Consider the following 23,985-nt stretch of genomic DNA (forward strand, 5'->3'; position numbering starts at 1 on the left):
TCACCGGGCGATGCTCACCGGCCAGTCACCTTGCCGTGAGGCCTCCCGTGAGGTTGCCCCGAGAGGATGGAGCAGCGGGACGGTTGATCGGGTCGTGACACACGGCATCGGGGATCCAACGCCATGGCCGAGAAAAAGAGCCGCCGGCCCGCCGAAATCATCGAGCGCGGCAACATCTACTTCTTCTACCGCCCCAAGGTCCACGGCGAGGGCGAGCCGGAGGAAAGCGCCGGCGGCATCGGGGACCTGGAACGCTTCCACATGGTCCTCCGCCCCGACGGGGTGGCCCGGTTCCGACTGATGACCGTCGGCCGCAAGCGGCTGCCCGACGTGGAGGACCACGAGCGCAACTGGGGCTTCGTCGATCTGGTCGCGAAGCGCGCGACGGAGATCACGTCGGAGTTGGGCGAGCAGCACTACCGGACGAAGACCCGGGGGGAGCGCGTACGTCCCGCCGCCCGCCTCGCCGGCGAAGGGGTGTACGTGCTGGCCAGGACCGGCCACTCCCTGCATCTGGCCTATGCCTTGGAACTTCCGGAAAAGCCCGGCCCGGTCCAGAGGGAGTTGAACATACTGGCGGAGGGCAGCTTCGCGCTCTCCGTCAAGAACCCCGAGAAAGGGTCGCCCGCCGCTGCCGGGCTGGACGAGGAGCGGGAAGCGGATTATCCCGACAAGCTCCAGGAGGAATTCCGCGGCCGCCGCTTCGCGACCGAGGACACGCGCCTGCTCGATTATGCCGGGGCCGAGTTCATCCTGGTCGGGGCCGGGCGGGACGTGAAGCGCGATCTCGGCATCGGGCTGGACCCCGAGGACGAGTCGGAGAGCTCCGCCGATATCTTCGCCCAGCTCCGCCTCGCCAAGGCCAGGCAACCGATCGAACCGCTGCTGACCGGCAAGTGGAGTTGACGAACTTGGATTGACTCACGGAGTTCGTGCCCCTATACACCGTCCTTCGTTTTTCCAGTCACCAGTTTGAACGGAGTGTGTGTCGTGAAACGCACGTACCAGCCGAGTAAGATCGTGCGCAAGCGCCGGCACGGTTTTCGCGCCCGTATGGCCACCGTGGGTGGTCGCCGGATCCTGTCCGCCCGCCGGTCCAAGGGCCGCAAGCGCCTCAGCGCTTAAGCCCGATGCCGCCCGAGGGGAGCGCGCCCGGGCTCGGGCGCCTCAAGCGGCGGCCGGAATTTCTCGCTGTAGCCGGCGCACGCCGTAAATGGGTTGCTCCCGGCCTGATCCTGCAAGCCCGCCGCCATGACGACCGCCAGCACCCCGGTGCCGGCGACCCGTCCGTGCGCGTGGGCTTTACGGCCAGCAAGAAGGTCGGCAACGCCGTGGCCCGCAACCGGGCGAAACGGCGCCTCCGCGCGCTCGCGGCGGAGATCCTGGCCGAGCACGGCGCGCCGGAAACGGATTTCGTGCTGATCGCCCGGGGCGAGACGCTGGTCCGTCCGTGGAACGACCTGCGCCAGGACCTGACGACCTGCCTCAAGCGCCTGAAGGCGTGGCGCGCGCAACGGGATACGGACCGATGCGGGACCGGACGATGAGCGGCGGCACGACGCACACCTGCCCTTCGGGCGCAAGTCCGGCGGCATGGCTGCTGCGCGCGCTGGTCAGGGTTTACCAGTGGATCCTGGCCCCGGTCCTGGGCAACAACTGCCGTTTCGAACCAAGCTGTTCCAACTACGCGCTGGAAGCGCTATCTAAGCATGGCGCGATCCGCGGCGGCCTGATGGCCGCCTGGCGCATCCTGCGGTGCAACCCGTGGGGCGGAGCAGGCTGGGACCCGGTGCCGGATGCTGGAAGCGCCAGCACCCGCAAGGCCGACACCGGGCAAGCCACCAAAGACAAGTTTCATAACAGATGCGACCACGGCAGGGACTGACCAGGATCCATGACTGACCAGCGCAACCTCCTCGTGGCGATCCTGCTGTCGATCGTCATCCTGCTCGGATTTCAGTATTTTTACGAAATCCCGCGCATGGAACAGCGCAAGGCGGAACTGGCGCAGCAGCGCGCGGAAGAGCAGGCCCGCCTGCCCGCCCCGACCACCCCGGACGGCATAACCGCCGACGGGTCGCCGGTTCCGATCCCCGGGGCCCCGGCCGCGGGCGCCCCGCAGGGCCGTGCCCAGGCGGTGGCGGCCGGGCAGCGCGTCCGGATCGACACGCCGCGCCTGCACGGCACGATCTCGACCGTCGGCGCCCGGATCGACGACCTGACGCTGGCCGACTACCATGTTACGCCCGACAGCGGCAGCCCGGAGATCGTGCTGCTCTCCCCCGCCGGGACCAACCAGCCCTACTACGCCGAGTTCGGCTGGGTGCCGGCCGCCGGGACCAACCAGCCGGTGCCGAACGCCTCCACCCAGTGGACCGCGCCGGACCAGCCGCTGACGCCGGACAATCCGGTCACCCTGACCTGGGACAACGGCCAGGGACTGGTATTCGAAAAGACCTACTCGGTCGACCAGAACTACATGTTCACGGTGACCCAGCGGGTGCGCAACAACACCGGCGCCCCGGTCTCCCTGGTCCCCTACGGACTGGTGTCGCGCCACGGCACGCCGCCGACGCTGGGATACTACATCCTGCACGAAGGCCCCCTGGGCGTCTTCAACGGGACGCTGCACGAGTACAAGTACGACGACGTCAAGGAAGACGGCAACATCCAGTACCAGACCACCGGCGGCTGGATGGGCATCACCGACAAGTACTGGCTGGTGTCGCTGATCCCTGACCAGGGCGGCGAGTTCCGGTCGCAGGTGCGCCACACCACGGCGAACGGCCAGGACCGCTATCAGGTCGACTATACCGGGCAGCCGGTCACCATCGCGGCGGGCGAGAGCACCGAGACGACCAACCGCCTGTTCGCCGGCGCCAAGCAGGTCAAGCTGCTGGACGCCTACGCCGAACAGTACGGCATCAAGAATTTCGACCTCGCGATCGACTTCGGCTGGTTCTACTTCCTGACCAAGCCGTTCTTCTACGCACTGGACTTCTTCGGCACGCTGTTCGGCAATTTCGGCGTGGCGATCCTGGTGTTCACCGTCTGCGTCAAGGCGGTCTTCTTCCCCCTGGCCAACAAATCCTACAAGGCCATGAGCAAGATGAAGGCCCTGCAGCCGGAGATGACGAAGATCCGCGAGCGGTTCGGCGACGACCGCCAGCGGATGAGCCAGGAGATGATGGCGCTGTACAAGCGCGAGAAGGCCAACCCGGTCAGCGGCTGCCTGCCGATCCTGATCCAGATCCCGGTGTTCTTCGCGCTCTACAAGGTGCTGTTCGTCACCATTGAGATGCGGCATGCGCCGTTCTTCGGCTGGATCAAGGACCTGTCGGCTCCCGATCCGACCACCATCTTCAACCTGTTCGGCCTGTTCCCCTGGGACCCGCCGAGCCTGCTGCACCTGGGCGTCTGGCCGATCATCATGGGCATCACGATGTACCTGCAGCAGAAGCTGAACCCGGCCCCGCCGGACCCGGTGCAGGCGAAGGTGTTCATGGCGCTGCCGTTCGTGTTCACCTTCATGCTGGCCAGCTTCCCGGCCGGACTGGTGATCTACTGGGCGTGGAACAACAGCCTGTCGATCCTGCAGCAGTGGATCATCATGCGCCGCATGGGCGTCAAGGTGACCTGACGCGGCGACCCCGCTCCGACAGCGCCGCCCCGGGCAACCGCGGGCGGCGTTCGTCGTTATGGGAGACGGACCCGGCACGAGAAAAGCCAGCACGAGAGAAAAAGGAACACGACCGCCATGACCGGCCCGATCACCCCGACCCTGATGCCCGAGCAGACCGAATCCGGCCTGGAGGAAGGCCGGCTGCTGTTCGCCAAGGAGTGCAACTTCATCTGGGGCGCCGCCGACGAGGCCAACCTGCCCGAGGCGACCCTGCCGGAGATCGCCTTCGCCGGCCGGTCCAACGTCGGCAAGTCGAGCTTGGTCAACGCGCTCACCGGGCGCAAGACGCTGGCCCGGACCTCCAACACGCCGGGGCGCACCCAGCAGCTCAACTTCTTCGACCTGGGCGGCCGGATGATCCTGGTCGACCTGCCCGGCTACGGCTATGCCAAGGAATCCAAGACCAAGGTCGCCGCCTGGACCGGGCTCGTGAAGAATTACCTGAAAGGCCGGGTCACGCTCCGCCGGATCTGCCTGCTGATCGACGGCCGCCACGGGCTGAAGCCCAACGACGTCGAGATCATGGACATGCTCGACAAGGCCGCCGTGCCCTACCAGGTCGTGCTGACCAAGATGGACAAGGTGAAGAAGGCCGAGCAGGACGCCGTCGTGGAGAAGACCGTCGCCGGCCTGAGGAAGCACCCCGCCGCCCATCCCGAGGTGGCCTCGACCAGCTCCGAGGAAGGCACCGGCATCCCGGAGCTGCGCGCCAGCCTGGCGACCCTGGCGCTGCCGGCCTGAGCGGGACGCGAAGTCACAGCAGTGTTGCGGCCGAATCACTTGCAACGGGAAAGCGGTCTGTCGCAAAACCGCTGCTAGCAGGCACCGCCCCATTGACTTAGAGTTCCGCGCCATGAGCGAACCGACCGTCCCCCCCGCCCCGCCGCAGCTGTCCCGCGAGGAATGGCTGAACAAGGCCCGGACCCTGTCCGAGGCCCTTCCCTATATGCGCCGCTATTCCGGCCGCACCTTCGTGATCAAGTACGGCGGCCATGCGATGGGCGACGAGTCGCTGGGCGAGCTGTTCGCCCGGGACGTCGTGCTGCTGAAGCAGGTCGGCATCAATCCCGTGGTGGTCCATGGCGGAGGGCCGCAGATCGGCGCCATGCTGGAACGGCTGAAGATCAAGAGCTCGTTCATCGACGGCCTGCGCGTCACCGACAAGGAGACGGTGGACATCGTCGAGATGGTCCTGTCCGGCTCCATCAACAAGCAGATCGTCACCGCGATCAACAACCAGGGCGGCAAGGCGGTCGGCCTGTCCGGCAAGGACGGCCACCTGATCAGCGCCCGCAAGCTGCGCCGGACCCAGCGGGACACCGACAGCAACATAGAGAAGATCCTGGACCTGGGCTTCGTCGGGGAGCCGTACCAGGTGAACCCGCAGATCCTGGAGACCTTCGAGAAGTCGGACGTGATCCCGGTGATCGCGCCGATCGGCCTGGGCCGAAACGGCGAGACCTACAACATCAACGCCGACACGGCCGCCGGCGCCATCGCCGCCGCGCTGGGGGCCACCCGCCTGTTCCTGCTGACCGACGTCGTCGGCGTGCTGGACAAGCAGAAGAACCTGATCCCCAACATGATGCTGGAGGACGCCCGGCGCTACATGACCGACGGCACCATCACCGGCGGCATGATCCCGAAGATCGAGACCTGCATCTCGGCGGTCGAGCAGGGCGTCGACGCCTCGGTCATCCTGGACGGCCGGGTACCCCACGCCCTGCTGCTGGAGATCTTCACCGAAGGCGGCGCCGGAACGATGATCGGGCGGGACTGAGAGCCGATCCGGGGGAACGCGGTTCCCCCTCCCCTCTCATGATCGATGCCACCAGCTTCGCGGTCGTCTATACGTGGCGGCTCGCCGACGACGAAAGCCCCTATCGCCGGATGATTTCAGCGCGCAAAGCAATCCGTTGGGAGCGGCGGATCTATGAAGTTGTATTCCCTGGAGCAGGTCGCCCGGACTCAGCCGGCGGACTTCCGGAAGATAGAGGCGACGACCGACGCCGACATTGAGCGTCATATCGCGGAGGATTCCGACACGGCACCCGACCTGGGCAGCCGCGATCCTTCCGAGTTCGTCGCCCGCTCCCCCGACCTCGATGTCAGGACGATCCGCAAGCGGCTTGGCATCACCCAGGAAGAGTTCGCTTCCCGTTTCGGAATCAACATCTGGACGCTGCGGGAGTGGGAACAGCATCGCCGTGAGCCGGATGGACCGGCCCAGGCGCTCCTGAAGGTCATCGCCCATAACCCGGCGGCCGTGGCCGAGGCCATCGCGGCAAAGTAGGCGCCCGTCGGCTCAGCGCGCCGGCGCTTGGTTCCGGACGGCGCGGTCGAGGATCTCCCGCACGACGGCGTCCTCGCTGCGCTTGGTCGCCATGGCGGTGCCGCGGACGATGGCGTCGGTCAGGTCCATGGCGCGGGTCAGGTCGACGCGCCATTCCCCGTTCTCCCGGACGAAATCGGCGGGCACCATGACGGGGCGCTGGTTGACCACCAGGGTGCCGCTGGCGCGGTCGCCGCGCACCGACACCCTCTCCATGCCGGCCTGGGTGATGACGTTGGGTCCCAGCCAGTTCTTGCGCAGGCCGAACTCGACGATCTGGGCCGGGGTCATGCGCCTCAGCTCCGCCGGCTTCAGATAGTGCTGTAATCCCAGCGCGCCGAACTTCTCCGACGGGCCGAGGCCCGTCATCTCGCCGTCCAGCGCCGCCTTGCGGGTCCGCTCGACGCGGGCGAGGCTCTCGCGCGACAACAGCTCCAGCACGCCGCTGCCGTCCTTCGCCAGAAGCGCCTGGCGGGCCGCGACGAAGGTCTCGCCGACCGCGGTGGCGTCCTGGTGGGCCGGCGCCACCTGCGCCAGGGCCGGAGAGCCTTCCGGGTAACCCGCGCTGATGCCGGCGCCGGCGAGGATCGCCACGCCCAGCAACGCATTGCGCACCGCAGCCACAGTCTTCATTCCATCCATATCCGTCGCGAAGAGGGATCCGTCCCCCGGGGCGTCCATCACATAATGCGCGAATGCGGCGGCGCAAAGGCGTCCCCTGCGGTGCGGCCACTTGCCGTACCGGCCCAGCCGGCCCATTGTCACGCCATGACCGCGACCGACACCCGCTCCCCCACGCCGCTTTCCGGCATCGACGTCTGGATCTTCGATCTGGACAACACGCTCTACCCGGCCTCCAGCAACCTGTTCGCCCAGATCGACCAGCGCATGACCGAGTTCATCGGCGAGCGCTTCGACCTGCCGTGGGACGAGGCGCGCCGCCGGCAGAAGCAGTTCTTTCGCGACTACGGCACGACGCTGCGCGGCCTGATGACGGAGCACGACGTCGATCCGATCGAGTTCATGGACTATGTCCACGACATCGACGTGACGCCCGTGACACCGAGCCCCGAGCTGGACCGGGCGCTGGAACGGCTGCCCGGCCGCAAGATCGTCTATACCAACGGGTCCTGCCGCCACGCCGACAACGTGCTGGCCCGCCTCGGCATCGCGCGGCATTTCGACGTGATCTACGACATCGTCGCGGCCGGCTACGTGCCGAAGCCCGACCCCCGCCCCTATGGCGAGCTGATCGAGCTGCACGGCATCGAGCCCCGGCGCGCCTGCATGGTCGAGGATATCGCGCGCAACCTGGTTCCCGCCGCGGCACTCGGCATGACCACCGTCTGGGTCCGGACCGAAGCCGACTTCGCCCGCCCCGACCGCGGCGGCGTCGGGCACGGCGACCACATCCATCATGCGGTGGACGACCTGATCGAATGGCTGGTCGGCCTGACGCGGCCGGACGGGTCTCCGAACGGGACTGCGGTCGGCAGTTGACAGCGGCTTCGCCGGTGAACCATGTTCCGGTTTCCCTGATATAGAGCCGGATCGAACCCTGCCATGACTTCCGCCGACACGACCGACCTGCAGGCCGCCATCGAGGCAGCCTGGGAAAACCGCGACCAGCTGAACACCGGCACCAAGGGCGCCGTCCGCGACGCGGTCGAAGCCGCCCTGTCGGGCCTGGACGAGGGTCGCTTCCGGGTCGCGGAACGGTCGGGCGGCGAGGACTGGCAGGTCAACCAGTGGCTCAAGAAGGCGGTGCTGCTGTCGTTCCGCCTCAACGACATGGTGCCGATCCCCGGCGGGCCGGAAGACCCGGCGCTGGGCGCGTCCTCCTGGTTCGACAAGGTGCCGTCCAAGTTCGCCGGCTGGGACGACCAGCGGTTCCGGGCGGCCGGGTTCCGCGCGGTGCCGAACTGCGTGGTGCGGCGGTCCGCCTATATCGCGCCGGGCGTCGTGCTGATGCCGAGCTTCGTCAATATCGGCGCCTACGTGGACAGCGGCACCATGGTGGACACCTGGGCGACCGTCGGCTCCTGCGCCCAGATCGGCAAGAACTGCCACATCTCGGGCGGCGCCGGCATCGGCGGCGTCCTGGAGCCTCTGCAGGCCGACCCGGTGATCATCGAGGACAACTGCTTCATCGGCGCCCGCGCCGAAGTGGCGGAAGGCGTGCGGGTCGGGACCGGCTCGGTGCTGTCGATGGGCGTCTATCTCGGCGCCTCCACCCGGATCGTCAACCGCGAGACCGGCGAGATCCTGTACGGCCGCGTGCCGCCCTACTCGGTCGTGGTCTCCGGCACCATGCCGGGCAAGCCGCTGCCCGACGGCAGCCCCGGCCCGAGCCTCTATTGCGCCGTCATCGTGAAGCAGGTGGACGAGCGCACCCGTTCCAAGACCTCGATCAACGAACTGCTGCGCGCCTGATGACCGCCGCCCCGGCAGCATTGGACCCTGTTGCCCTGACCCAGGCGCTTGTGCGCTGCCCCAGCGTCACGCCGGCCGACGCCGGCGCGCTCGACGTCCTTCAGGGCGTGCTGGAACCGCTGGGCTTCGTCTGCCACCGCCTCCGTTTCGAGGAGCAGGGGACGGCCCCGGTCGACAACCTGTATGCCCGCCTCGGCACCGCCGGCCGGAACCTCTGCTTCGCCGGCCACACCGACGTGGTGCCGCCGGGCGACCCCGCGGCCTGGGCGGCCGACCCGTTCGCCGGCGCGATCGTCGACGGCAAGCTCTACGGCCGGGGCGCCTCCGACATGAAGGCCGCCGTCGCCGCCTTCGCGGCGGCGGTCGCCCGGCGGCTCGGCCGTGCGGGTCCGCCGCCCGGCTCGATCAGCCTGCTGATCACCGGGGACGAGGAAGGCCCCGCCGTCAACGGCACCCGCAAGGTGCTGGACTGGCTGGCGGAAAAGGGCGAGGTGCTGGACGCCTGCATCGTCGGCGAGCCGACCAACCCCAACACCCTGGGCGAGATGATCAAGGTCGGCCGCCGGGGCAGCATCACCGGCTACCTGACCGTCCACGGCACCCAGGGCCACGTGGCCTATCCCCACCTGGCCGACAATCCCCTGCCCCGGCTGGTACGGATGCTGGCGGCCCTGACGGCGGAACCGCTGGACCGGGGCAACGCCCATTTCCAGCCCTCCACCCTGGCGATCACCACGATCGACGTGGGCAATCCGGCGGACAACGTGATCCCGGCCAAGGGCTCGGCCAGCTTCAACATCCGCTTCAACGACGAGCACACGTCGGACACGCTGAAGGACTGGATCAGGCGGACCTGCGACTCCGTCGGCGGCGATTACGACCTGAAGTTCCGGGTCAGCGGCGAGAGCTTCCTGACGCCGCCCGGCCGCCTGAGCGACCTGGTCGCCGACGCGGTCGAGCGGGTGACCGGCCGCAGGCCGGAGCTGAGCACCACCGGCGGCACGTCCGACGCCCGGTTCATCAGGTCGCACTGCCCGGTGGTCGAGTTCGGCATCGTCGGGCAGACCATGCACAAGGTGGACGAGCATGTCGCCGTGGCCGACGTGGAACGGCTGACCGCCATCTACGAGGCCGTGATCGACGGGTTCTTCGCTCCCGATCCTTCCCCATCCACCGGAGGCGACGCGGCATGACGCTGACGGCACGGGAAGCGGTCTATTCGATCTTCGGGGCCTACCGGCTGGCCATGCTCGACAAGACCGGCCTCAGCTATTTCGACCGCACGCCGGAAGGCGCCCTGCGATCCTTCTACGCCGCCCTGATCGTCCTGCCGGCCTATGCCGTGCTGGTCGTGCTGCGCCTGTGGGACGTGCTGCCCCAGGTATCGGCCCTGCGCTTCATCACGGTGGAAGGCCTGGCTTATGTCATAAGCTGGAGCGCCTTCCCGCTCGCCATGTTCCACATCAGCGCGCTGCTCGACCGTTCCGGCCGGTACTTCGATTTCCTGAGCGCCTACAACTGGTCGTCGGTGATCCAGATGGGCGTCTACCTGCCGGTCGTCGCCGTCGCCGATTCCGGCCTGGTGCCCGAAAGCCTGGGCGAGGGGATGGTGCTGATCGTGACGCTGCTGGTGCTGATCTACCAATGGTTCATCGCCCGGACGACGCTCGATATCGGCGGCGGGGCCGCGGCCGGCGTGGTCCTGCTCGACATGATCCTGGCCGTCTTCATCACGGGCACCGCCGACGGCATGCTGGGCTGAAGGCGCCCCGGCGGGCCACCCGCCGTTCTTGCGGATTAAAACAATTCGGTCGGAAGGTCCGCCCGAACTCCGCGCTATGGTGGCATGGGGTCCCGCGCGGTCGCGCCCGTATCCAGCTTAAGCGTATCGGCTGACTTAACCGGGGCTTCGAACCGCTATATCCTGAACAACAGCCGGCCAACCCGGATCCGCCCCGTGCCGTAGGAATCGGCCGGATCGGATGCGGACCGATCGGCGCAAAAAGCGTGGAATCGCGATGATCAAACTCCTCCATATCGACGCCAGCGATTCCTACCGATCGCTCCTGGCCGCCATCGCTCCGGCCGGCTCGTTCGCGGTCACGTCGTCCTATGCCGGCGTCGCGGAAGCCATCGGGGACGAACGGGGGCTTGCCGGCTGCGACATGATCATCCTGGGCGGCGGCGCGGACCAGGCGGGTGCCGGCGTCACGGCGCTCAAGGCCGCCGCGCCGACCAAGCCGATCGTCGTCCTGGCCGAACGCCTCTCCCTGGACAGCCTGGGCGCCACCTTCGAGGCCGGGGCGATGGGCTATCTGGTCAAGGCGATCTCGCACGACGCGCTGTTCGAATCCCTGATGCTGGTGGTCCTGGGCGAGAAGGTCTTTCCCGCCCAGCTCGCCGACCTCCTGATCGAGAAGACCCCGCACGACCTGGACCCCGGGCTGGCCGAACGGCGCCGCGCCCTGACCGCGAAAGAGTTCGAGGTCATGCAGTATGTCAAGCTGGGCTACAGCAACAAGCAGATCGCGCGGACGCTCGGAATTGCGGACATAACCGTCCGTCTCCACATCAACAACGCGTTCCGCAAGATGAACGTGAGGAACCGCATCCAGGGTGCCCTCTGGATGATCGAGCACGAGGTGGAACTGAACAGCCGGAAGACGATGCCGAAGGCGGGATAGTGCCGAACGGAAAAGCTCCGGACAGGATAATGGTTGGATGCCATGAACGTTGACAAGCCGGACCTGCCCAAGGACGCCGCGGCCGGCAACCAGTCGTCTCATCTCTGGATCGCCTGTCCGGACGGCAGCCTGGAATATGTCAACGCCGGCTGGCGCCGTTTCGCCGGCCGCTCCGCCTCGGACATGCTCGGCGACGGCTGGCAGGGGCTCGTCCATCCCGACGATCTGCCCGGCTTCCTGGCGGAGTGGCACGAGGCCCGCCGGTCAGGATCGCCGCTGGCGGCCGAGGTCCGGTTGCTGTCGGCCGACGGTCCCGCGCGCACCTTCGTCGTGCAGGCCCAGCCGCTGACCGGCGAGGACGGCGCGATCGTCAACTGGCATGGCATCAACACCGCCGTGCCGGCAGATTCCCGGCCCCTGCCCCACGCGTACGAAAAGCCGTCGGAAGTCATGGCGCGCGTGCGCACCCGCATGGTCGCTTCGGCCAACCACGACCTGCGGCAACCGCTGAGCGCCCTGTCCTTCCTGTCGAACTCCCTCGCCAAGCGCCTGGACGACCCGATGTCCCAGGATCTGCTGGCGGCCATGGGCCGCGCCATCCAGTCGATGCAGACCGTGGTCGATGGCCAGCTCTATTTCGACCAGGTGGATTCCGGGCAGGTCCAGCTCAACCTCGCGGACCATCCCGTCAACGCCTCGCTGGTGGCGTTGGCCAACGAATTCAGCCCGTTGGCGGAGCGCAAGGGCCTGGGTTTCACGTTGCACCCCAGTTCCGCCATCGTCCGGACCGATCCGACGCTGCTAGACACCATGCTGAAGAACCTGGTCTGCAATGCGCTCCGCTACACGGTCGAGGGCCGAGTCGTCGTCGGATGCCGCCGCCAGGGCGATTGGCTCCGCATCCAGGTGCTGGACACCGGCCGAGGCATCGCCGCGGAGGAGCTGGGGCTGATCTGGCAGGACTTCTTCCGCAGCTCGCAGAGCGTCCGCGAATATCCCGGAGGCTACGGGCTCGGCCTGTCGGTGGTGAAGCGGCTGGCGGAGCGGCTGGGACATACGGTGGAGGTCACGACCAGACCCCATCAAGGCTCCTGCTTCACCCTCACGCTGCCGCTGAGCAATCGCAGGTCTTTGCCGGCGCCGGACGGCGGCAGGGCAACGACGCGGCCGCTCGACGGCCTGCGCCTGCTGCTCCTGGCCGGGGAAGCAGCCGCCGGAAACGCGATCCGGCTGCTCGTGGAGGAGTGGGGCGGGACGGTCCGGACCGTGCGCACGGCGCCGGAAGCGGAAAAGCTTCTGGCCGATGCGTCCTTCCCGCCCGACGCGATCATCGCCGACTTCCGGCCGGGCGGCGAGCGGCCGGGCACAGAGCGATTTGGCGGAGGAGCCAGCGGCATCTTCACCATGCACAAGCTGATCGGCGTCCGGGGCCATCCGCTGAAGGCGCCGCTGCGCGGCTTCATCCTGTCGGACGAGGACGGCGCCGTGCGCCGGCGCGAGATAGAGCTGGCCGGCTACGGCATGATCGTCAAGCCGGTCGACCCGGAAGCCCTGTTCCGGGCGCTTTCCCAGATCCCCCGCCAGCGGCCCTGACCGTCCCGAACCGTAAAGAAATCCGACGACGCCGGCGCCAAGCTCCTGACGGCAAACACGCAATTCCGGATCGTCCGGCCCGGGCGGCGTCAAAGGGGCTGACACATTGGGATTAACCGATTGGCCCCGCAGACGCGGGCCGCCCCCGGCGCTACTGTCCCCCACGCAAAGTGCGGACAGGGAATGCAGCTCGACCAGACGATGATCGGTGCGGCGACCCATGGGGTCGCGGCGCTCACATATCTGATCCTGACGGCTCTGCTGGCCGGGACCTGGCGGCGGAACCGCCGAGGCGGAGCCCATGGCGTGGCGCTGATCGCGGCCGCCTTCATGACCGCGGCGTGGGCGGGCGCGGAGGCCTTCGCCCGGATCGGAGCACCCCTGCCGGCGGCCGTCCCGGACACGCTGCTGGTGCTTCGCTCGGCCGGCTGGCTGCTGTTCCTGCTGGTGGTGCTGCGCGAGGTGACCCACGGCCCCGCCTCCGGGTTCTGGCGGAACCCCCTGGCCGCCATAGCCGGCGCGGCGGCGGCGGTGGCGCTGGCCGACGCGGCGGTTCCGCTGCCGGCCAACCGGTTCGCCGACGTCTCGCTGGTGGCCGGGCTGGCGCTGGCGGTGCTCGGATTGCTGCTGGTCGAGAACCTGTTCCTGTTCACCCGCGACAGCGCCCGCTGGACCTTCAAGCATCTGCTGATCGGGCTGGGCGGCCTGTTCGCCTTCGACCTGTTCCTGCACAGCGGGGCGCTGCTGCTGGGCCGGACCGACCCCCTGGCGCTGGCCGCCCGGCCGCTGGTCCAGGTGCTGGCGGTGCCGTTCCTGCTGGTGTCGGCGGCGCGCATCCGGACCCTGTCGTTCGACGTCACGATCTCGCGCGAGACGGTGCTGCACACGACGGCGCTGGTCGGCAGCGGCGTCTATCTGCTCGGCGTCGCGGCGATCGGCTACCTGCTGCGCGAGACCAGCATGACCCTGGGGCCGCTGGTCCAGATGCTGTTCTTCATGGGCGCCGTCATGGTGCTTGCGGTGTTGCTGCTGTCGGGCGAGCTGCGCGCCCGCGCCCGGATGGCGATCGCGCGCAACTTCTTCAGCCTCACCTACGACTACCGGCGGGAATGGCTGCGCTTCATCCGCACGCTGTCGGACAGCGCATCGCAGACCGGCCTGCACGAGCGCGCGGTCCGCGCCATGGCCGACGTCTTCGAATGCAGCAGCGGCGCCCTGTTCCTGCGCGGGCGCGGCGACATCTACGCCATGGCCGGGCGCTACAACTGGTCGGGCGGCGCCGGCATGCTGGCGCTGCCCAACGCCCTGGCCGAGCGGCTGGGCGAGCGGCGCGTCGTGCTCAACCTGCGCGACGGGCTGGACCTGTCCGGCGACCCGGCCGAACAGGCGGTGCTGGGCTGGCTGCGCCGGCTGAACGCGCCCTGGCTGCTGGTGCCCCTGCGGCTTCGCGACGAGATCGTCGGCGCCATCGTGCTGAGCGAGCCGCGCGCGCCGCGCGACCTGACCTGGGAGGACGAGGACCTGCTGGAGATCCTGGGGGTCCAGGTCGGCAGCTACATCGCGGAGGAGCAGGCGAGCCGCGCCCTGTTCGAGGCCCAGCGGTTCGAGCGGCTGGGCCAGTCCTTCAGCTTCGTCGCCCACGACCTCAAGAACATGGTCAGCCAGCTCTCCCTGATCCTCCAGCACGCCGAGAAGCACGGCGACAAGCCGGAGTTCCAGCGCGACACGCTGGAGACGATCGGCGATTCGGTCGAGCGGATGCGGGCGCTGCTGGGCCGCCTGCGCGAGCGCGCCGAATCCGGCCCGGAGCCGGTCGCCGGGGCGGCCGACCTGCGCAGCATGCTGCTCGACGTGGTCGAGCCCCGGCGGCGCGCGCTGCCCGGCCTGGCGTTCGACCGGCTGGACGAGGGCGTCGCGATCGCGGTCGACCGGCCGGGCTTCACCGCCGCGATCGAGAACCTGGTGCAGAACGCGATCGACGCCGCGCGCGGCCGGATCCGCGTCTCCGGCTTCGCCGAGGGCGGCCATGCCGTGGTCGAGGTCGCGGACGACGGGCCGGGCATGACCGACGCCTTCATCCGCGACCACCTGTTCCGCCCCTTCGCCTCGACCAAGAGCACCGGCTACGGCATCGGCATGTACCAGACGCGCGACCTGATCGAGCGCTGGGGCGGCCACCTGGAAATCGAGAGCGAGGTCGGCGCCGGCACCACCGCCCGGGTGCTGATGCCGCTCGCCCCACCGAAAGCGCATATGGAACGGCAGGCCATCCCATGACGGCACGCACCCTGCTGCTGGTCGACGACGATCCCGCGATCCTGCGCGGCCTGAAATGGTCGTTCGAGGATTGGGAGGTCCATACCGCCTCCGACCGCGAGAGCGCGCTCCGCCAGGTCAAGGCCCAGCGGCCGGCGGTCGTGACCCTCGACCTGGGGCTGCCGCCCGCCCCCGACGACGCGGTGGAGGGGCTGCGGACGCTGGCCGAGATCCTGGCGGCGGCGCCCGAGACCAAGGTGATCGTGGTGACCGGCAACGAGGAGCGGGCCCACGCGGTGCGCGCGATAGCGCTCGGTGCCTATGATTTCTACCAGAAGCCGATCGACGGCCAGGTGCTGGGCCTGATCGTCGACCGGGCCTTCAACGTGTGGCAACTGGAAGCCGAGAACCGCCGGCTCCAGCAGGTGCGGGAGCCCAGCTTCCAGGGAATCGTCACCGGCAGCGACGCCATGCTGGCGCTGTGCCGCACGGTGGAGAAGGTGGCGCCGACCGACATCAGCGTCCTGCTGCTGGGCGAGAGCGGCACCGGCAAGGAGCTGTTCGCCCGCGCCCTGCACGATCTCAGCCCGCGCCGCCGCGCACCCTTCGTCGCGATCAACTGCGCCGCGATCCCGGAGAACCTGCTGGAGTCCGAGCTGTTCGGCCACGAGCGCGGCGCCTTCACGGGTGCCGTGCGGCAGGTCAAGGGCAAGATCGAGACGGCGCAGAAGGGCACCCTGTTCCTGGACGAGATCGGCGACATGCCGATGAGCCTCCAGGTCAAGCTGCTGCGCTTCATCCAGGAACGGGTGATCGAGCGGGTCGGCGGGCGCGAGACGATCCCGGTCGATGTCCGGATCGTCTGCGCCACCCACCAGGACCTGGAGGCCAGGATCCGCGACGGCGCGTTCCGCGAGGACCTGTTCTACCGGATCGGCGAGATGGCGCTGAACATACCGCCGTTGCGCGACCGGACCGACGACTGCGTCCTGCTCGCCCGCCACCTGATCGACAAATTCTCCGCCGACCATGGCCGCAGGAAGCTCCAGCTTTCTCCGGACGCGCTCGCGGCGCTGCGCCACCATCCCTGGATGGGCAATGTCCGCGAGCTTGAGAACCGCATCAAGCGGGCGGTGATCCTGGCCGACGGGCAGAGCATCACGGCCGCCGACATGGGGCTGGCGGCACCGCCCGGCGGCGACGCCGGGCAAGCGTCGGCGACGCTCCAGCAGGCGCGCGACGAGGCCGAGCGGAAGGCGCTGTCCAGCGCGCTCGCCCTGTCCGCCGGCAACCTGTCGGCCGCCGCCAAGATCCTGGGCATCAGCCGCCCGACCATCTACAGCCTGCTGAAGCAGCACAACGTGAATACGCCGTCCTGAGGAGGGACCTTCCATGAAGACGCATCCGCCGACGAAAACCCGGCACGGCATGCGGCACACGCTGGGCCGCCTGCTGGCCGCAGCGCCCATTGCCGTCCTGGGCGCAGCCCTGGGCGCGGGCTTCACCCCCGCGTACGCCGACGCCCAGCGTTCCCAGGGCTTCTACCAGGACGCCGTCCGCGAGTACGAGGCCGGCAACGCCGGCGCCGCGGTGATCCAGCTTCGGAACGCGCTCCAGCAGGACGCCGGCAACCTGGAAGCCCGCCAGTTGCTCGGCGAGCTGTACCTGCGCACCGGCGACCCGGTCTCGGCCGAGAAGGAGTTGCGGCGGGTCTTCGACGCCCGGCGCGGCGACTCAGTGGAACTGCTGCTGGCGCAATCGCTGATGCTGCAGCGCCGCTTCGGCGACGTCTTCGAGGTTCTCTCGCCCCAGGGCGCCACGCCGGAGATGACCCGGTCCAAGCTGGTCATGACCGGACAGGCCTATATCGGCACCGGCCAGATCGACGATGCCGAGACCATGTTCCGGACCGCGCTGGACGGAGCCCCGGACGCGGTGGACGCCAAGCTCGGCCTCGCCCGCGTCGAGGCCCTGCGCAACGACCTGGATACCGCCTCGGCGCTGGTCGAAGAGGTTATCCGGACCGATCCCGAAAGCCTGGAAGGGCTGCTCCTGTCGAGCGAGATCGACCTGGTCCGGCAGCGCACCGACAACGCCCTGGCCGCCCTCAACCGCGCCGGCTCGATCGCTCCCGACGACCCCAGGGTGCTGCTGCCGCGTGCCCGCGTCCGGCTCCAGACCGGGCTGGTCGACGAGGCGGAGAAGGACGTGGCCCGCGTCCTCCAGCGGTCGCCCAGGGACGTCACGGCCCGTTACCTGAAGGCGTCGATCCAGATGATCCGGGGCGACGCCGACGGCGCGCGGGAAACCTTCCTGCCGATCGAGGACGCCCTGGCCGACTACACGCCCGCCCTCCTGCTGAACGCGCTGATCAAGTTCAATACCGGCCAGTATGCCCAGGCCGAAGCCGCCCTGAACCGCTTCAGCGCGGTGATGCCCGACCATACCGGCGCCCGCCGGATGCTCGCCGCGACCCATCTGCGCACCGAGAACCCCTTGAGCGCGGTCGAGGTGCTGAAGCCCCTGGTCGCGGCCCATCCGGAAGACCTGACGGCCCGCCAGATGCTGGCCGGCGCCTATCTGCGGCTCGGCGAGTTCGACCAGGCGACCGCGATCTACCGCGACCTCGCCACGGTGTCCGACCGCCAGACGGCGCTCCGCGCCCGCTCCACCCTGGGCCTGCTCCAGGCCGCCGGCGACCAGTCGCAGGACCTGCCGCCGGAGAAGCGGCGGCAGGCGGCCCTGGTGCTGGACTATATCCGCAACGGTGAGTTCCGGCGGGCCCACGAGGCGGTCGCGGCGATGCGGCAGGGCGAACCGGACAACCCGTTGCTGGCCAGCCTGGATGCCGCCGTCTTCATGGCCGAGGGCGACCTGGGCGCCGCCCGGTCGAAGCTCGAGGACGCCCGGCGGATGGACCCGGAGATGGCCGAGCTGATCGGCAACCTCAACGCCGTCGATGTCCGCATGGGCAACCTGGAGGCCGTGGAGAAGCGCCTGCGCGACGACGCCGCCGCGAACCCGCGCGAAGAGCAGCCGGCATTGCGACTGGCGCAGTTCCTGGCGCGCGGCCAGCGCCCGGACGAGGCGATCGCCGTGCTGGAGACCGCCGCGACGGCTCAGCGGGAATCGATCCCGGTGCGCCGGGCGCTGGCCGAATTGTACGCGCGCCGCTCCGACAAAGCCAAGTTGCAGGGAATCGCGGCCCAGCTCCGCCAGATCGGCGCCGTCCGGCCGGAGGGGCTGGCGGCCGCCGCGGCGGTCTACCGCGCCGCGGACGAACCGGGCAAGGCGGCCGACGCGCTGCGCGACTATGTCAGGGCCAAGCCCGACGACACGGAAGCCCGGGTCGCCCTGGCGCAGAACCTGATGGCGGCCGGACGGCAGGCCGAGGCCAAGCCGGTGCTGGAGGAGATCAAGGCGAAGGACCCGGCCAACCCGGTGGCGACCCTGGGCCTGATCGACCTGGCGCTGGCCGGCAACGACGTGGAGGGCGCGCTGGGGCTGGCCGACGGCCTCGCCCAGGCCGACCCGGTGGCCGCCGCCCAGCTCCGCAGCAACGTCCTCATCCGGACGAACCAACCGGCCGAGGCGCTGAAGTCCCTGGAGCAGGCGATGCAACGCTCGCCGGACCGACGGCTCGCCATGGCGCTGTTCGAGGTCCGCCGCAACCAGGGACAGGCCGAACAGGCACTCGCCGGCCTGGAGGACTGGGTTCGGGACAATCCCGACGACACCTCGGTCCGCACCGTTCTGGCCGACAGCTACCTGACCCTGCGGAACCTGAAGCAGGCCGAGTCCCATTACGACGTGCTGGTGCGGAACCGGCCGAACGACCCGATGCTGCTGAACAACGCCGCCTGGCTGAAGCACGAGGTGGACCGGCCCGAAGCGCTCGAACTGGCGCGCCGGGCCTACGCTGCCGCCCCCGGCTCGCCGGAGATCGCAGACACGCTGGGCTGGATCCTGGTCCAGGCCGGGGAAACGGGCGAGGGGCTGAGCCTGCTGCGCCGCGCCGCCGCCATCGCCCCGGGCAACCAGGACATCCAGTACCACCTGGCCTATGCGCTGAACGCCTCGGGCGCCAAGGACGAGGCCAGGACGATCCTGGAGAAGCTGACCGAGGGCGGCCAGGCGTTCCAGGCGCGGGAAGACGCGGCGGAGCTGCTGGCGTCGATCAGGCGATAGGGACCATGCAGCTTCGGGTTTCCCCCGCCGCCCCGCCGCGCGCATTGTCCGAGTCGCTGGTGTGCCCGCGCTGCCGGGCTCCCCTGCTGGACCGGGATGACGGGCTGTCCTGCCCGGCACCCGATTGCGGCAGGGTCTATCCGGTCGTGGACGGCACCCCGATCCTGATCCACGACGAGAACAGCGTCTTCGCCATCGCCGATTTCACGTCGCGCGGCGCCGGCGAAGGTGCCGGGCCGGAGACGATCAAGCTCCGCGACGAGGCGCCAGCCCGGGGCCTCAGGGCCGCCCTGCGGCGCGCGGCGGAACGGGTGATCTATTTCTCGGTCAACGCGTCGGACTGGAGTTCGGAGAAGTCGGTGGACTACGTGGCCCGGGCCCTGCCGGAGGCGCGCATCCTGGTGACCGGGGCCGGCGACAAGCGCTACCCCGACCTGCCCAACGTCCGCTACGTCTATACCGACGTGATCCTGGGGCAAGGGGCCGACCATGTCTGCGACCTCCACGACCTGCCCTTCGCCGACGCCACCTTCGACGCGGTGATCGCGGTCGCGGTGCTGGAGCATGTCGCCGACCCCTACCGCTGCGTCGCCGAGATCGCCCGGGTGCTCAAACCCGGCGGCTACGTCTACTCGGTGACGCCCTTCATGCAGCAGGTCCATATGGGCCGCTACGACTTCACCCGCTTCACCTTCCTGGGCCACCGCCGGCTGTTCCGCCACTTCACGGAGATCAAGGCCGGCATGGCGCTCGGCCCGGCCGGCGCCCTCGCCTGGTCGTTCGAATATTTCGTGCTCAGCTTCTTCCGCGACCGGCGGGCGCGGAAATACGCGAGGGCGGCGGCCAAGGTGGCGACCGTCCCGCTGAAATATATCGACCGCGTCCTGGCCAGCCGCGAAGGCTCGCTGGACGCCGCCGGCGGCGTGTATTTCTTCGGCACCAAGGCGGAGAAGCCGATCTCCGACCGCGACCTCCTGAAATTCTACCGCGGCCTCGACGTCGTCTACGAGGATTGACGCGGTGAAGGGAGGAATGGGCCACAGATGACGGCGATGGACAAGGATACCACCCGGATCATCTCCGTCCATCGCCGTTATCTGTGGCAAGAACATGCACTATCCGACCTACAGCCCCGACGGGTTCTCGCCGTTCAGGACGCCGCGGCCGGCGGACAGGGCGGCGCGGGCGATCTCGGCGGGGGGCAGGCCTTGGCGCCGCAACCAGCGGACGGCCTCGACGAAGCGCCGGTCGCGCGCGGCGCGGGTCAGCAGGACGCGGGCGGCCCAGTAGCGGCGCGTTTCCAGGATCGGGCGCAGGCGGGCGGCTTCGGCGCGGCCGTCGAGCCAGCGGATCACCCGGCCCAGCGCCTCGACATTGTCCATCAGGCGCGGCAGCACGCGGGTTTCGTCGCGCGACAGGCTGGTCGGGATGTTGGCGATGACCGTCCCCGGTTCGGGCACGAAACCGATGCTGTCAGCCGCGATGGCGGCGCGCCAGAACAGCTCGAAATCCTCGCAGGTCCGCAGGTCGATCGGGAACAGCCCGCCGATCCGCTCCAGCAGGTCCCGGCGCAGGATCACGCTCGACGTCTTGATGTGCCATCCCGCCAGCAGCGCGGCGGGGTCGCAGCGCTGCTCGACCGTCAGCGGCGATTCCGGGTCCGCCTCGGTTCTACAGGCCTGCCCGAAATCCTGCCCGAAATCCTGGATGCAGCGGGAGTGGATGAAATCCAGGCCGGGTTCCCGCCCGATCATCCGGCGGGCATCTTCCAGCTTGCCCGGCAGCCAGGCGTCGTCCGAATCGAGCAGCGCCACCCAGTCGCCGGTCGCCGCCCCGATGCCGAGGTTCCGCGCGGCGCCCGCTCCCCGGTTGGCCTGCCGGAGCGCCACCACGGGCGGGCCGGCCTCGCGCGCCAGGGTTTCCAGGATGCCCGGCGTCCCGTCGGTCGAGCCGTCGTCCACCACGATGACCTCGTGGGCCGGGAAGGTCTGGGCGCGCACGGACCGGACCGCACGGGCGACATGCTCCGCGCGGTCGTAGGTCGGGATCACCACGCTGAAGCGCGGGCCGGTCATGACGCCGGGGACAGGGGCGGTCCGCCGGTCAGCGCCGCCCGCAGATCGTCCTTCAGCCGTCCGGCCAGCCGGGGCGCGCACGCCGCCCTGACCGCCTCGACCTGGGCGCGGTAGCGCCCGCCCTCCCCCAGCGTGCCGTGGAGGCCACTGCGGATCAGGGCGGCCATCTCCTCCCCGTCGCGGCACAGATAGCCGATGTCGCCGTGGCGGTCGAACAGGTCGCGGAAGATCGGCAGGTCGAAGGCCAGCATCGGCTTGGCGAGCGCCAGCGCGTCGGCCAGCACGCCGCTCGGCGAATAGCGGTAATGATCCCCCCGGTAGGGCATGCAGACGAAATGCAGGCGGGCCAGGGCCTCGACATAGGCGCGCCGTCCCAGCTTGGCTTCGCCGGGACGGCTTGCCAGCGCCCGCAGGTCGGCCCCGGCCATGTCGGCGGCGAGCCGCCCGGCGGCGTGGAACTCCACGTCCGGTCCCGCCGCCCGGCCGGCGATGTCCAGGAACTCGGCGAAACCCTTCTCGCGCGAGGCGGCCCCCATGAAGCCGATGCGCAGCGGGCCGTCCGGGGCGGGACCTGCCGCCGACGCCGCTTCGACCGAGCTGACGGGATGCGGCAGCACGCGCACGTCGCCGGGGTCCAGGCCGGGCAGCGTCGCCAGCAACTCGCCCCGGATCGCAGGCTCCATCACGAAATAGCGGACCGGCAGCCGGCTCGGCAGGGACATGGCGGTCCGCAGGTCGGTCAGCCGGATGACGGGGTTGCGCGACCGCCAGGACCACAGCAAAGCCAAGTTCCCGTGCAGGACCACATGGACGTCGCGCACGCTCGACCGCAGCCCGCGGAGCTTCAGCGCGGCGATCAGCGACGGGCAAGAACTTGCCAGGATCAGGTGTGACCCGACAGCATCGGCCAGCAGCCGGCCGGCGAACTCCAGGTCGTGTCGCATCCGGCCGCGGAAATCGGGCGTCCGGGGCGGCAGCTCCACCGGTCGGAAATCCACATCAGCCCCGTCGGCGGGGTCGATCAGGCCCCGGATCAGCCCGATATGCCCGGCCTCCCCGTAGAAGCGGACGTGTTCGCCGGGGAAGGCGCGCACGACGGTTTCGAGCAGGCCGGTGTTCACCGGCACGTGCTCGTCGCCCCAGATGATGGGTTCGGTGACGGTGATCATGGTCGGACGGACATGCTGGAAAATGCGGACCCGGTCAGTTCGCCGCGGCGCCGGTGGCGGCGGGCCGCAGGAAGCCGCCCCGGCTGACCCGCGCAACCGCCGGCTCGGCCGCAGCCCGCTGCTCCAGCTCGGCCCGCTCGGCCGCGGCCAGGATCGCCCTGACCGAGGTCACGATCACCACGGACAGGAAGAACACCGTGTAATAGGCCATGGACAGCGCCGCCCCGGCGACGAAATAGCTGATGAAGCTGACCTGCATCATCCGGCCCAGGTGGAATGCCCATTCGAACTCCGGCCGGTCCCGGCTCATCCGGATGATCGCCCGGGTGTTCAGCCAGCCGACCAGGCCGATGCCGAGGAAGATCGCCAGCCCGACCGGTCCCTGGTCGCCCAGCACCTGGAAATAGATGCTGTGGGCCGCGCGCTGCGGCCGGCCGGGGACATAGCGCTGGAACACCTGCCGGACCTCGGTCGTGGCGAGGCCGCCGCCGACCACGGGCCGGTCCGCGGCCACCCGCATCGCGTAGTTCCAGGCGTCGAACCGGCCCTGGACCGACTCGTCCTTCTGGAAGTTCTCGATGGTGCCGATGCGCTCCTTCCAGGTCGCCGGCATCATCGTCACGGCCGGCACGAAGGAGGCCAGCAGGAGCACCATGGTCACGAACTTGCCCGACGAGCGCAGCCAGAACACGAAGGCCGTCACGCTGAGCGCCAGGAACCCCCCGCGCGAGTAGCTCCCGATCACCGAGATGATGGTCAGCGCCATGGCCAGCGCGAGGCCGATCTTGATCAGCCGGTTGGCCGTGGTCACCCGCAGGTAGTTCATCAGCGGGATGACCATGCAGCAGGCCAGCGCCAGGTGGTTGCGGTCCTCGATGATCGATTCCGGCGGCCCCAGCACGGTGTAGGCGCCGCCGTTGACGATCGTGAAGCCGCCGCCCTTGACCCCGAAATAGCCGATCGACAGCGTGATCATCCAGATCAGCGCCTGGATGCGGACTTGGCTGCGCATGATCGCCGCGACGGCCAGCGCGAAGACCAGGTTCTTGATGTGCAGGTCCCAGTGGAACCACGAGTTGGACGGGGCCAGCGAGGTCGCCGTCGTCAGCGTCATCCAGGCCATGAACAGCATGATCATGACCGTGGCGGCGTTCATCGGCAGCCGCTTCGGCTCCTTCGCCACCAGCCACGCGATGAAGGTGATGACGACGATCACCAGGTTGAGCTGAAGGGTGTAGGTGAAATCCCAGGTCAGGCGGTGCGGGCTCATGATCGCGATCCAGGCCCAGGTGAGCACGCCGACCGCCGGCATCGTCAGCGCCATCACCGCGAGGACCAGGAACAGCATGAACAGAATGAGGGAGCGCATTCAGTGCCCGTCCACCGGAATTTCAAAACCCGTAAAAATCTTTGAAAAGACCATTCGCCGGAATGGCCGGCCGCGGCGGCCCGGCCCGCATCATGGCGGCCATTTACGGTGCCCGGACCCGTAAGGGTCAAATCGAACTTGGAAGTAAGCCCATTTCGCCCCGCCGGTCCCCTTTGACTTTTTGCATAGGGATATGGCGGGTGT

General features: G+C 69.1%; 22 protein-coding genes. 18 read left to right on the plus strand and 4 right to left on the minus strand.

Going from position 1 to position 23,985, the window contains the following annotated elements:
- Positions 1 to 123: 123 nt before the first annotated feature.
- The 8 genes from JL100_RS23625 to JL100_RS23660 all read left to right on the plus strand — a co-directional run bounded on the left by JL100_RS23625 (position 124) and on the right by JL100_RS23660 (position 5,975).
- A complete protein-coding gene (locus JL100_RS23625; protein ID WP_202681888.1) occupies positions 124 to 906 on the plus strand; it encodes a hypothetical protein in 783 nt (260 codons plus the stop codon).
- 84 nt (positions 907 to 990) lie between these two features.
- Positions 991 to 1,125, plus strand: a complete 135-nt coding sequence (gene rpmH, locus JL100_RS23630) for a 50S ribosomal protein L34 (RefSeq protein ID WP_158047012.1) — start codon at positions 991 to 993, stop codon at positions 1,123 to 1,125.
- 5 nt (positions 1,126 to 1,130) lie between these two features.
- The gene (rnpA, locus tag JL100_RS23635; RefSeq protein ID WP_202681887.1) at positions 1,131 to 1,547 is read left to right on the plus strand and encodes a ribonuclease P protein component; all 417 of its coding nucleotides are present in this window, start codon (positions 1,131 to 1,133) and stop codon (positions 1,545 to 1,547) included.
- A complete protein-coding gene (yidD, locus tag JL100_RS23640; RefSeq protein WP_202681886.1) occupies positions 1,544 to 1,885 on the plus strand; it encodes a membrane protein insertion efficiency factor YidD in 342 nt (113 codons plus the stop codon). Before rnpA ends, yidD begins: the two co-directional genes overlap by 4 nt.
- 9 nt (positions 1,886 to 1,894) lie before the next feature.
- The gene (gene yidC / locus JL100_RS23645; RefSeq protein WP_202681885.1) at positions 1,895 to 3,640 is read left to right on the plus strand and encodes a membrane protein insertase YidC; all 1,746 of its coding nucleotides are present in this window, start codon (positions 1,895 to 1,897) and stop codon (positions 3,638 to 3,640) included.
- Positions 3,641 to 3,757: 117 nt separating this feature from the next.
- Complete coding sequence (gene yihA, locus JL100_RS23650) at positions 3,758 to 4,423, plus strand: ribosome biogenesis GTP-binding protein YihA/YsxC (RefSeq protein ID WP_202681884.1); 666 nt, start codon at positions 3,758 to 3,760, stop codon at positions 4,421 to 4,423.
- Positions 4,424 to 4,535: 112 nt separating this feature from the next.
- Entirely contained in the window at positions 4,536 to 5,462 is a 927-nt protein-coding gene (gene argB, locus JL100_RS23655; RefSeq protein ID WP_158047015.1) for an acetylglutamate kinase, read from the plus strand.
- A 153-nt stretch (positions 5,463 to 5,615) separates the two neighbouring features.
- Positions 5,616 to 5,975, plus strand: a complete 360-nt coding sequence (locus JL100_RS23660; RefSeq protein WP_202681883.1) for a helix-turn-helix domain-containing protein — start codon at positions 5,616 to 5,618, stop codon at positions 5,973 to 5,975.
- Between the two features lie 12 nt (positions 5,976 to 5,987).
- Here JL100_RS23660 and JL100_RS23665 read toward each other — a convergent pair whose 3' ends face one another.
- Entirely contained in the window at positions 5,988 to 6,647 is a 660-nt protein-coding gene (locus tag JL100_RS23665) for a hypothetical protein (RefSeq protein WP_202681882.1), read from the minus strand.
- Between the two features lie 135 nt (positions 6,648 to 6,782).
- Here JL100_RS23665 and JL100_RS23670 point away from each other — a divergent pair, with 135 nt between their 5' ends.
- The 10 genes from JL100_RS23670 (at position 6,783) to JL100_RS23715 (ending at position 20,184) form a co-directional block, all read left to right on the plus strand.
- Complete coding sequence (locus JL100_RS23670; protein WP_202681881.1) at positions 6,783 to 7,514, plus strand: pyrimidine 5'-nucleotidase; 732 nt, start codon at positions 6,783 to 6,785, stop codon at positions 7,512 to 7,514.
- Between the two features lie 63 nt (positions 7,515 to 7,577).
- Positions 7,578 to 8,447: a 2,3,4,5-tetrahydropyridine-2,6-dicarboxylate N-succinyltransferase gene (dapD, locus tag JL100_RS23675; RefSeq protein ID WP_202681880.1), complete on the plus strand. Its 870-nt coding sequence runs from the start codon at positions 7,578 to 7,580 to the stop codon at positions 8,445 to 8,447.
- Positions 8,447 to 9,640 (plus strand): succinyl-diaminopimelate desuccinylase, encoded by a 1,194-nt coding sequence (dapE, locus tag JL100_RS23680; RefSeq protein ID WP_202681879.1) that lies wholly within the window; start codon positions 8,447 to 8,449, stop codon positions 9,638 to 9,640. Before dapD ends, dapE begins: the two co-directional genes overlap by 1 nt.
- Complete coding sequence (locus JL100_RS23685; protein WP_202681878.1) at positions 9,637 to 10,209, plus strand: hypothetical protein; 573 nt, start codon at positions 9,637 to 9,639, stop codon at positions 10,207 to 10,209. Before dapE ends, JL100_RS23685 begins: the two co-directional genes overlap by 4 nt.
- A 256-nt stretch (positions 10,210 to 10,465) precedes the next feature.
- Positions 10,466 to 11,131, plus strand: a complete 666-nt coding sequence (locus tag JL100_RS23690) for a LuxR C-terminal-related transcriptional regulator (RefSeq protein ID WP_202681877.1) — start codon at positions 10,466 to 10,468, stop codon at positions 11,129 to 11,131.
- Positions 11,132 to 11,173: 42 nt separating this feature from the next.
- Positions 11,174 to 12,724 carry a sensor histidine kinase gene (locus tag JL100_RS23695; protein ID WP_202681876.1) on the plus strand — a complete coding sequence of 517 codons (1,551 nt, stop codon included), beginning with the start codon at positions 11,174 to 11,176 and terminating at the stop codon, positions 12,722 to 12,724.
- Positions 12,725 to 12,907: 183 nt separating this feature from the next.
- Positions 12,908 to 15,001 (plus strand): XrtA/PEP-CTERM system histidine kinase PrsK, encoded by a 2,094-nt coding sequence (gene prsK, locus JL100_RS23700; protein ID WP_202681875.1) that lies wholly within the window; start codon positions 12,908 to 12,910, stop codon positions 14,999 to 15,001.
- Positions 14,998 to 16,359, plus strand: a complete 1,362-nt coding sequence (gene prsR, locus JL100_RS23705) for a PEP-CTERM-box response regulator transcription factor (RefSeq protein WP_202681874.1) — start codon at positions 14,998 to 15,000, stop codon at positions 16,357 to 16,359. The genes prsK and prsR overlap by 4 nt, the downstream gene beginning before the upstream one ends.
- Before the next feature lie 13 nt (positions 16,360 to 16,372).
- Positions 16,373 to 19,168: an XrtA/PEP-CTERM system TPR-repeat protein PrsT gene (prsT, locus tag JL100_RS23710; RefSeq protein ID WP_202681873.1), complete on the plus strand. Its 2,796-nt coding sequence runs from the start codon at positions 16,373 to 16,375 to the stop codon at positions 19,166 to 19,168.
- Between the two features lie 5 nt (positions 19,169 to 19,173).
- The gene (locus tag JL100_RS23715) at positions 19,174 to 20,184 is read left to right on the plus strand and encodes a methyltransferase domain-containing protein (protein ID WP_202681872.1); all 1,011 of its coding nucleotides are present in this window, start codon (positions 19,174 to 19,176) and stop codon (positions 20,182 to 20,184) included.
- A 108-nt stretch (positions 20,185 to 20,292) separates the two neighbouring features.
- Here JL100_RS23715 and JL100_RS23720 read toward each other — a convergent pair whose 3' ends face one another.
- Genes JL100_RS23720 through JL100_RS23730 form a run of 3 tightly spaced genes read right to left on the minus strand, consistent with a single transcriptional unit; the run spans position 20,293 to position 23,781 of the window.
- A complete protein-coding gene (locus JL100_RS23720; RefSeq protein WP_202681871.1) occupies positions 20,293 to 21,243 on the minus strand; it encodes a glycosyltransferase family 2 protein in 951 nt (316 codons plus the stop codon).
- A complete protein-coding gene (locus tag JL100_RS23725) occupies positions 21,240 to 22,412 on the minus strand; it encodes a glycosyltransferase (RefSeq protein WP_202681870.1) in 1,173 nt (390 codons plus the stop codon). Before JL100_RS23725 ends, JL100_RS23720 begins: the two co-directional genes overlap by 4 nt.
- A gap of 34 nt (positions 22,413 to 22,446) precedes the next feature.
- Positions 22,447 to 23,781 (minus strand): putative O-glycosylation ligase, exosortase A system-associated, encoded by a 1,335-nt coding sequence (locus tag JL100_RS23730; protein WP_202681869.1) that lies wholly within the window; start codon positions 23,779 to 23,781, stop codon positions 22,447 to 22,449.
- Between the last annotated feature and the right edge of the window lie 204 nt (positions 23,782 to 23,985).

Source organism: Skermanella mucosa (assembly GCF_016765655.2).
GTDB lineage: Bacteria > Pseudomonadota > Alphaproteobacteria > Azospirillales > Azospirillaceae > Skermanella > Skermanella mucosa.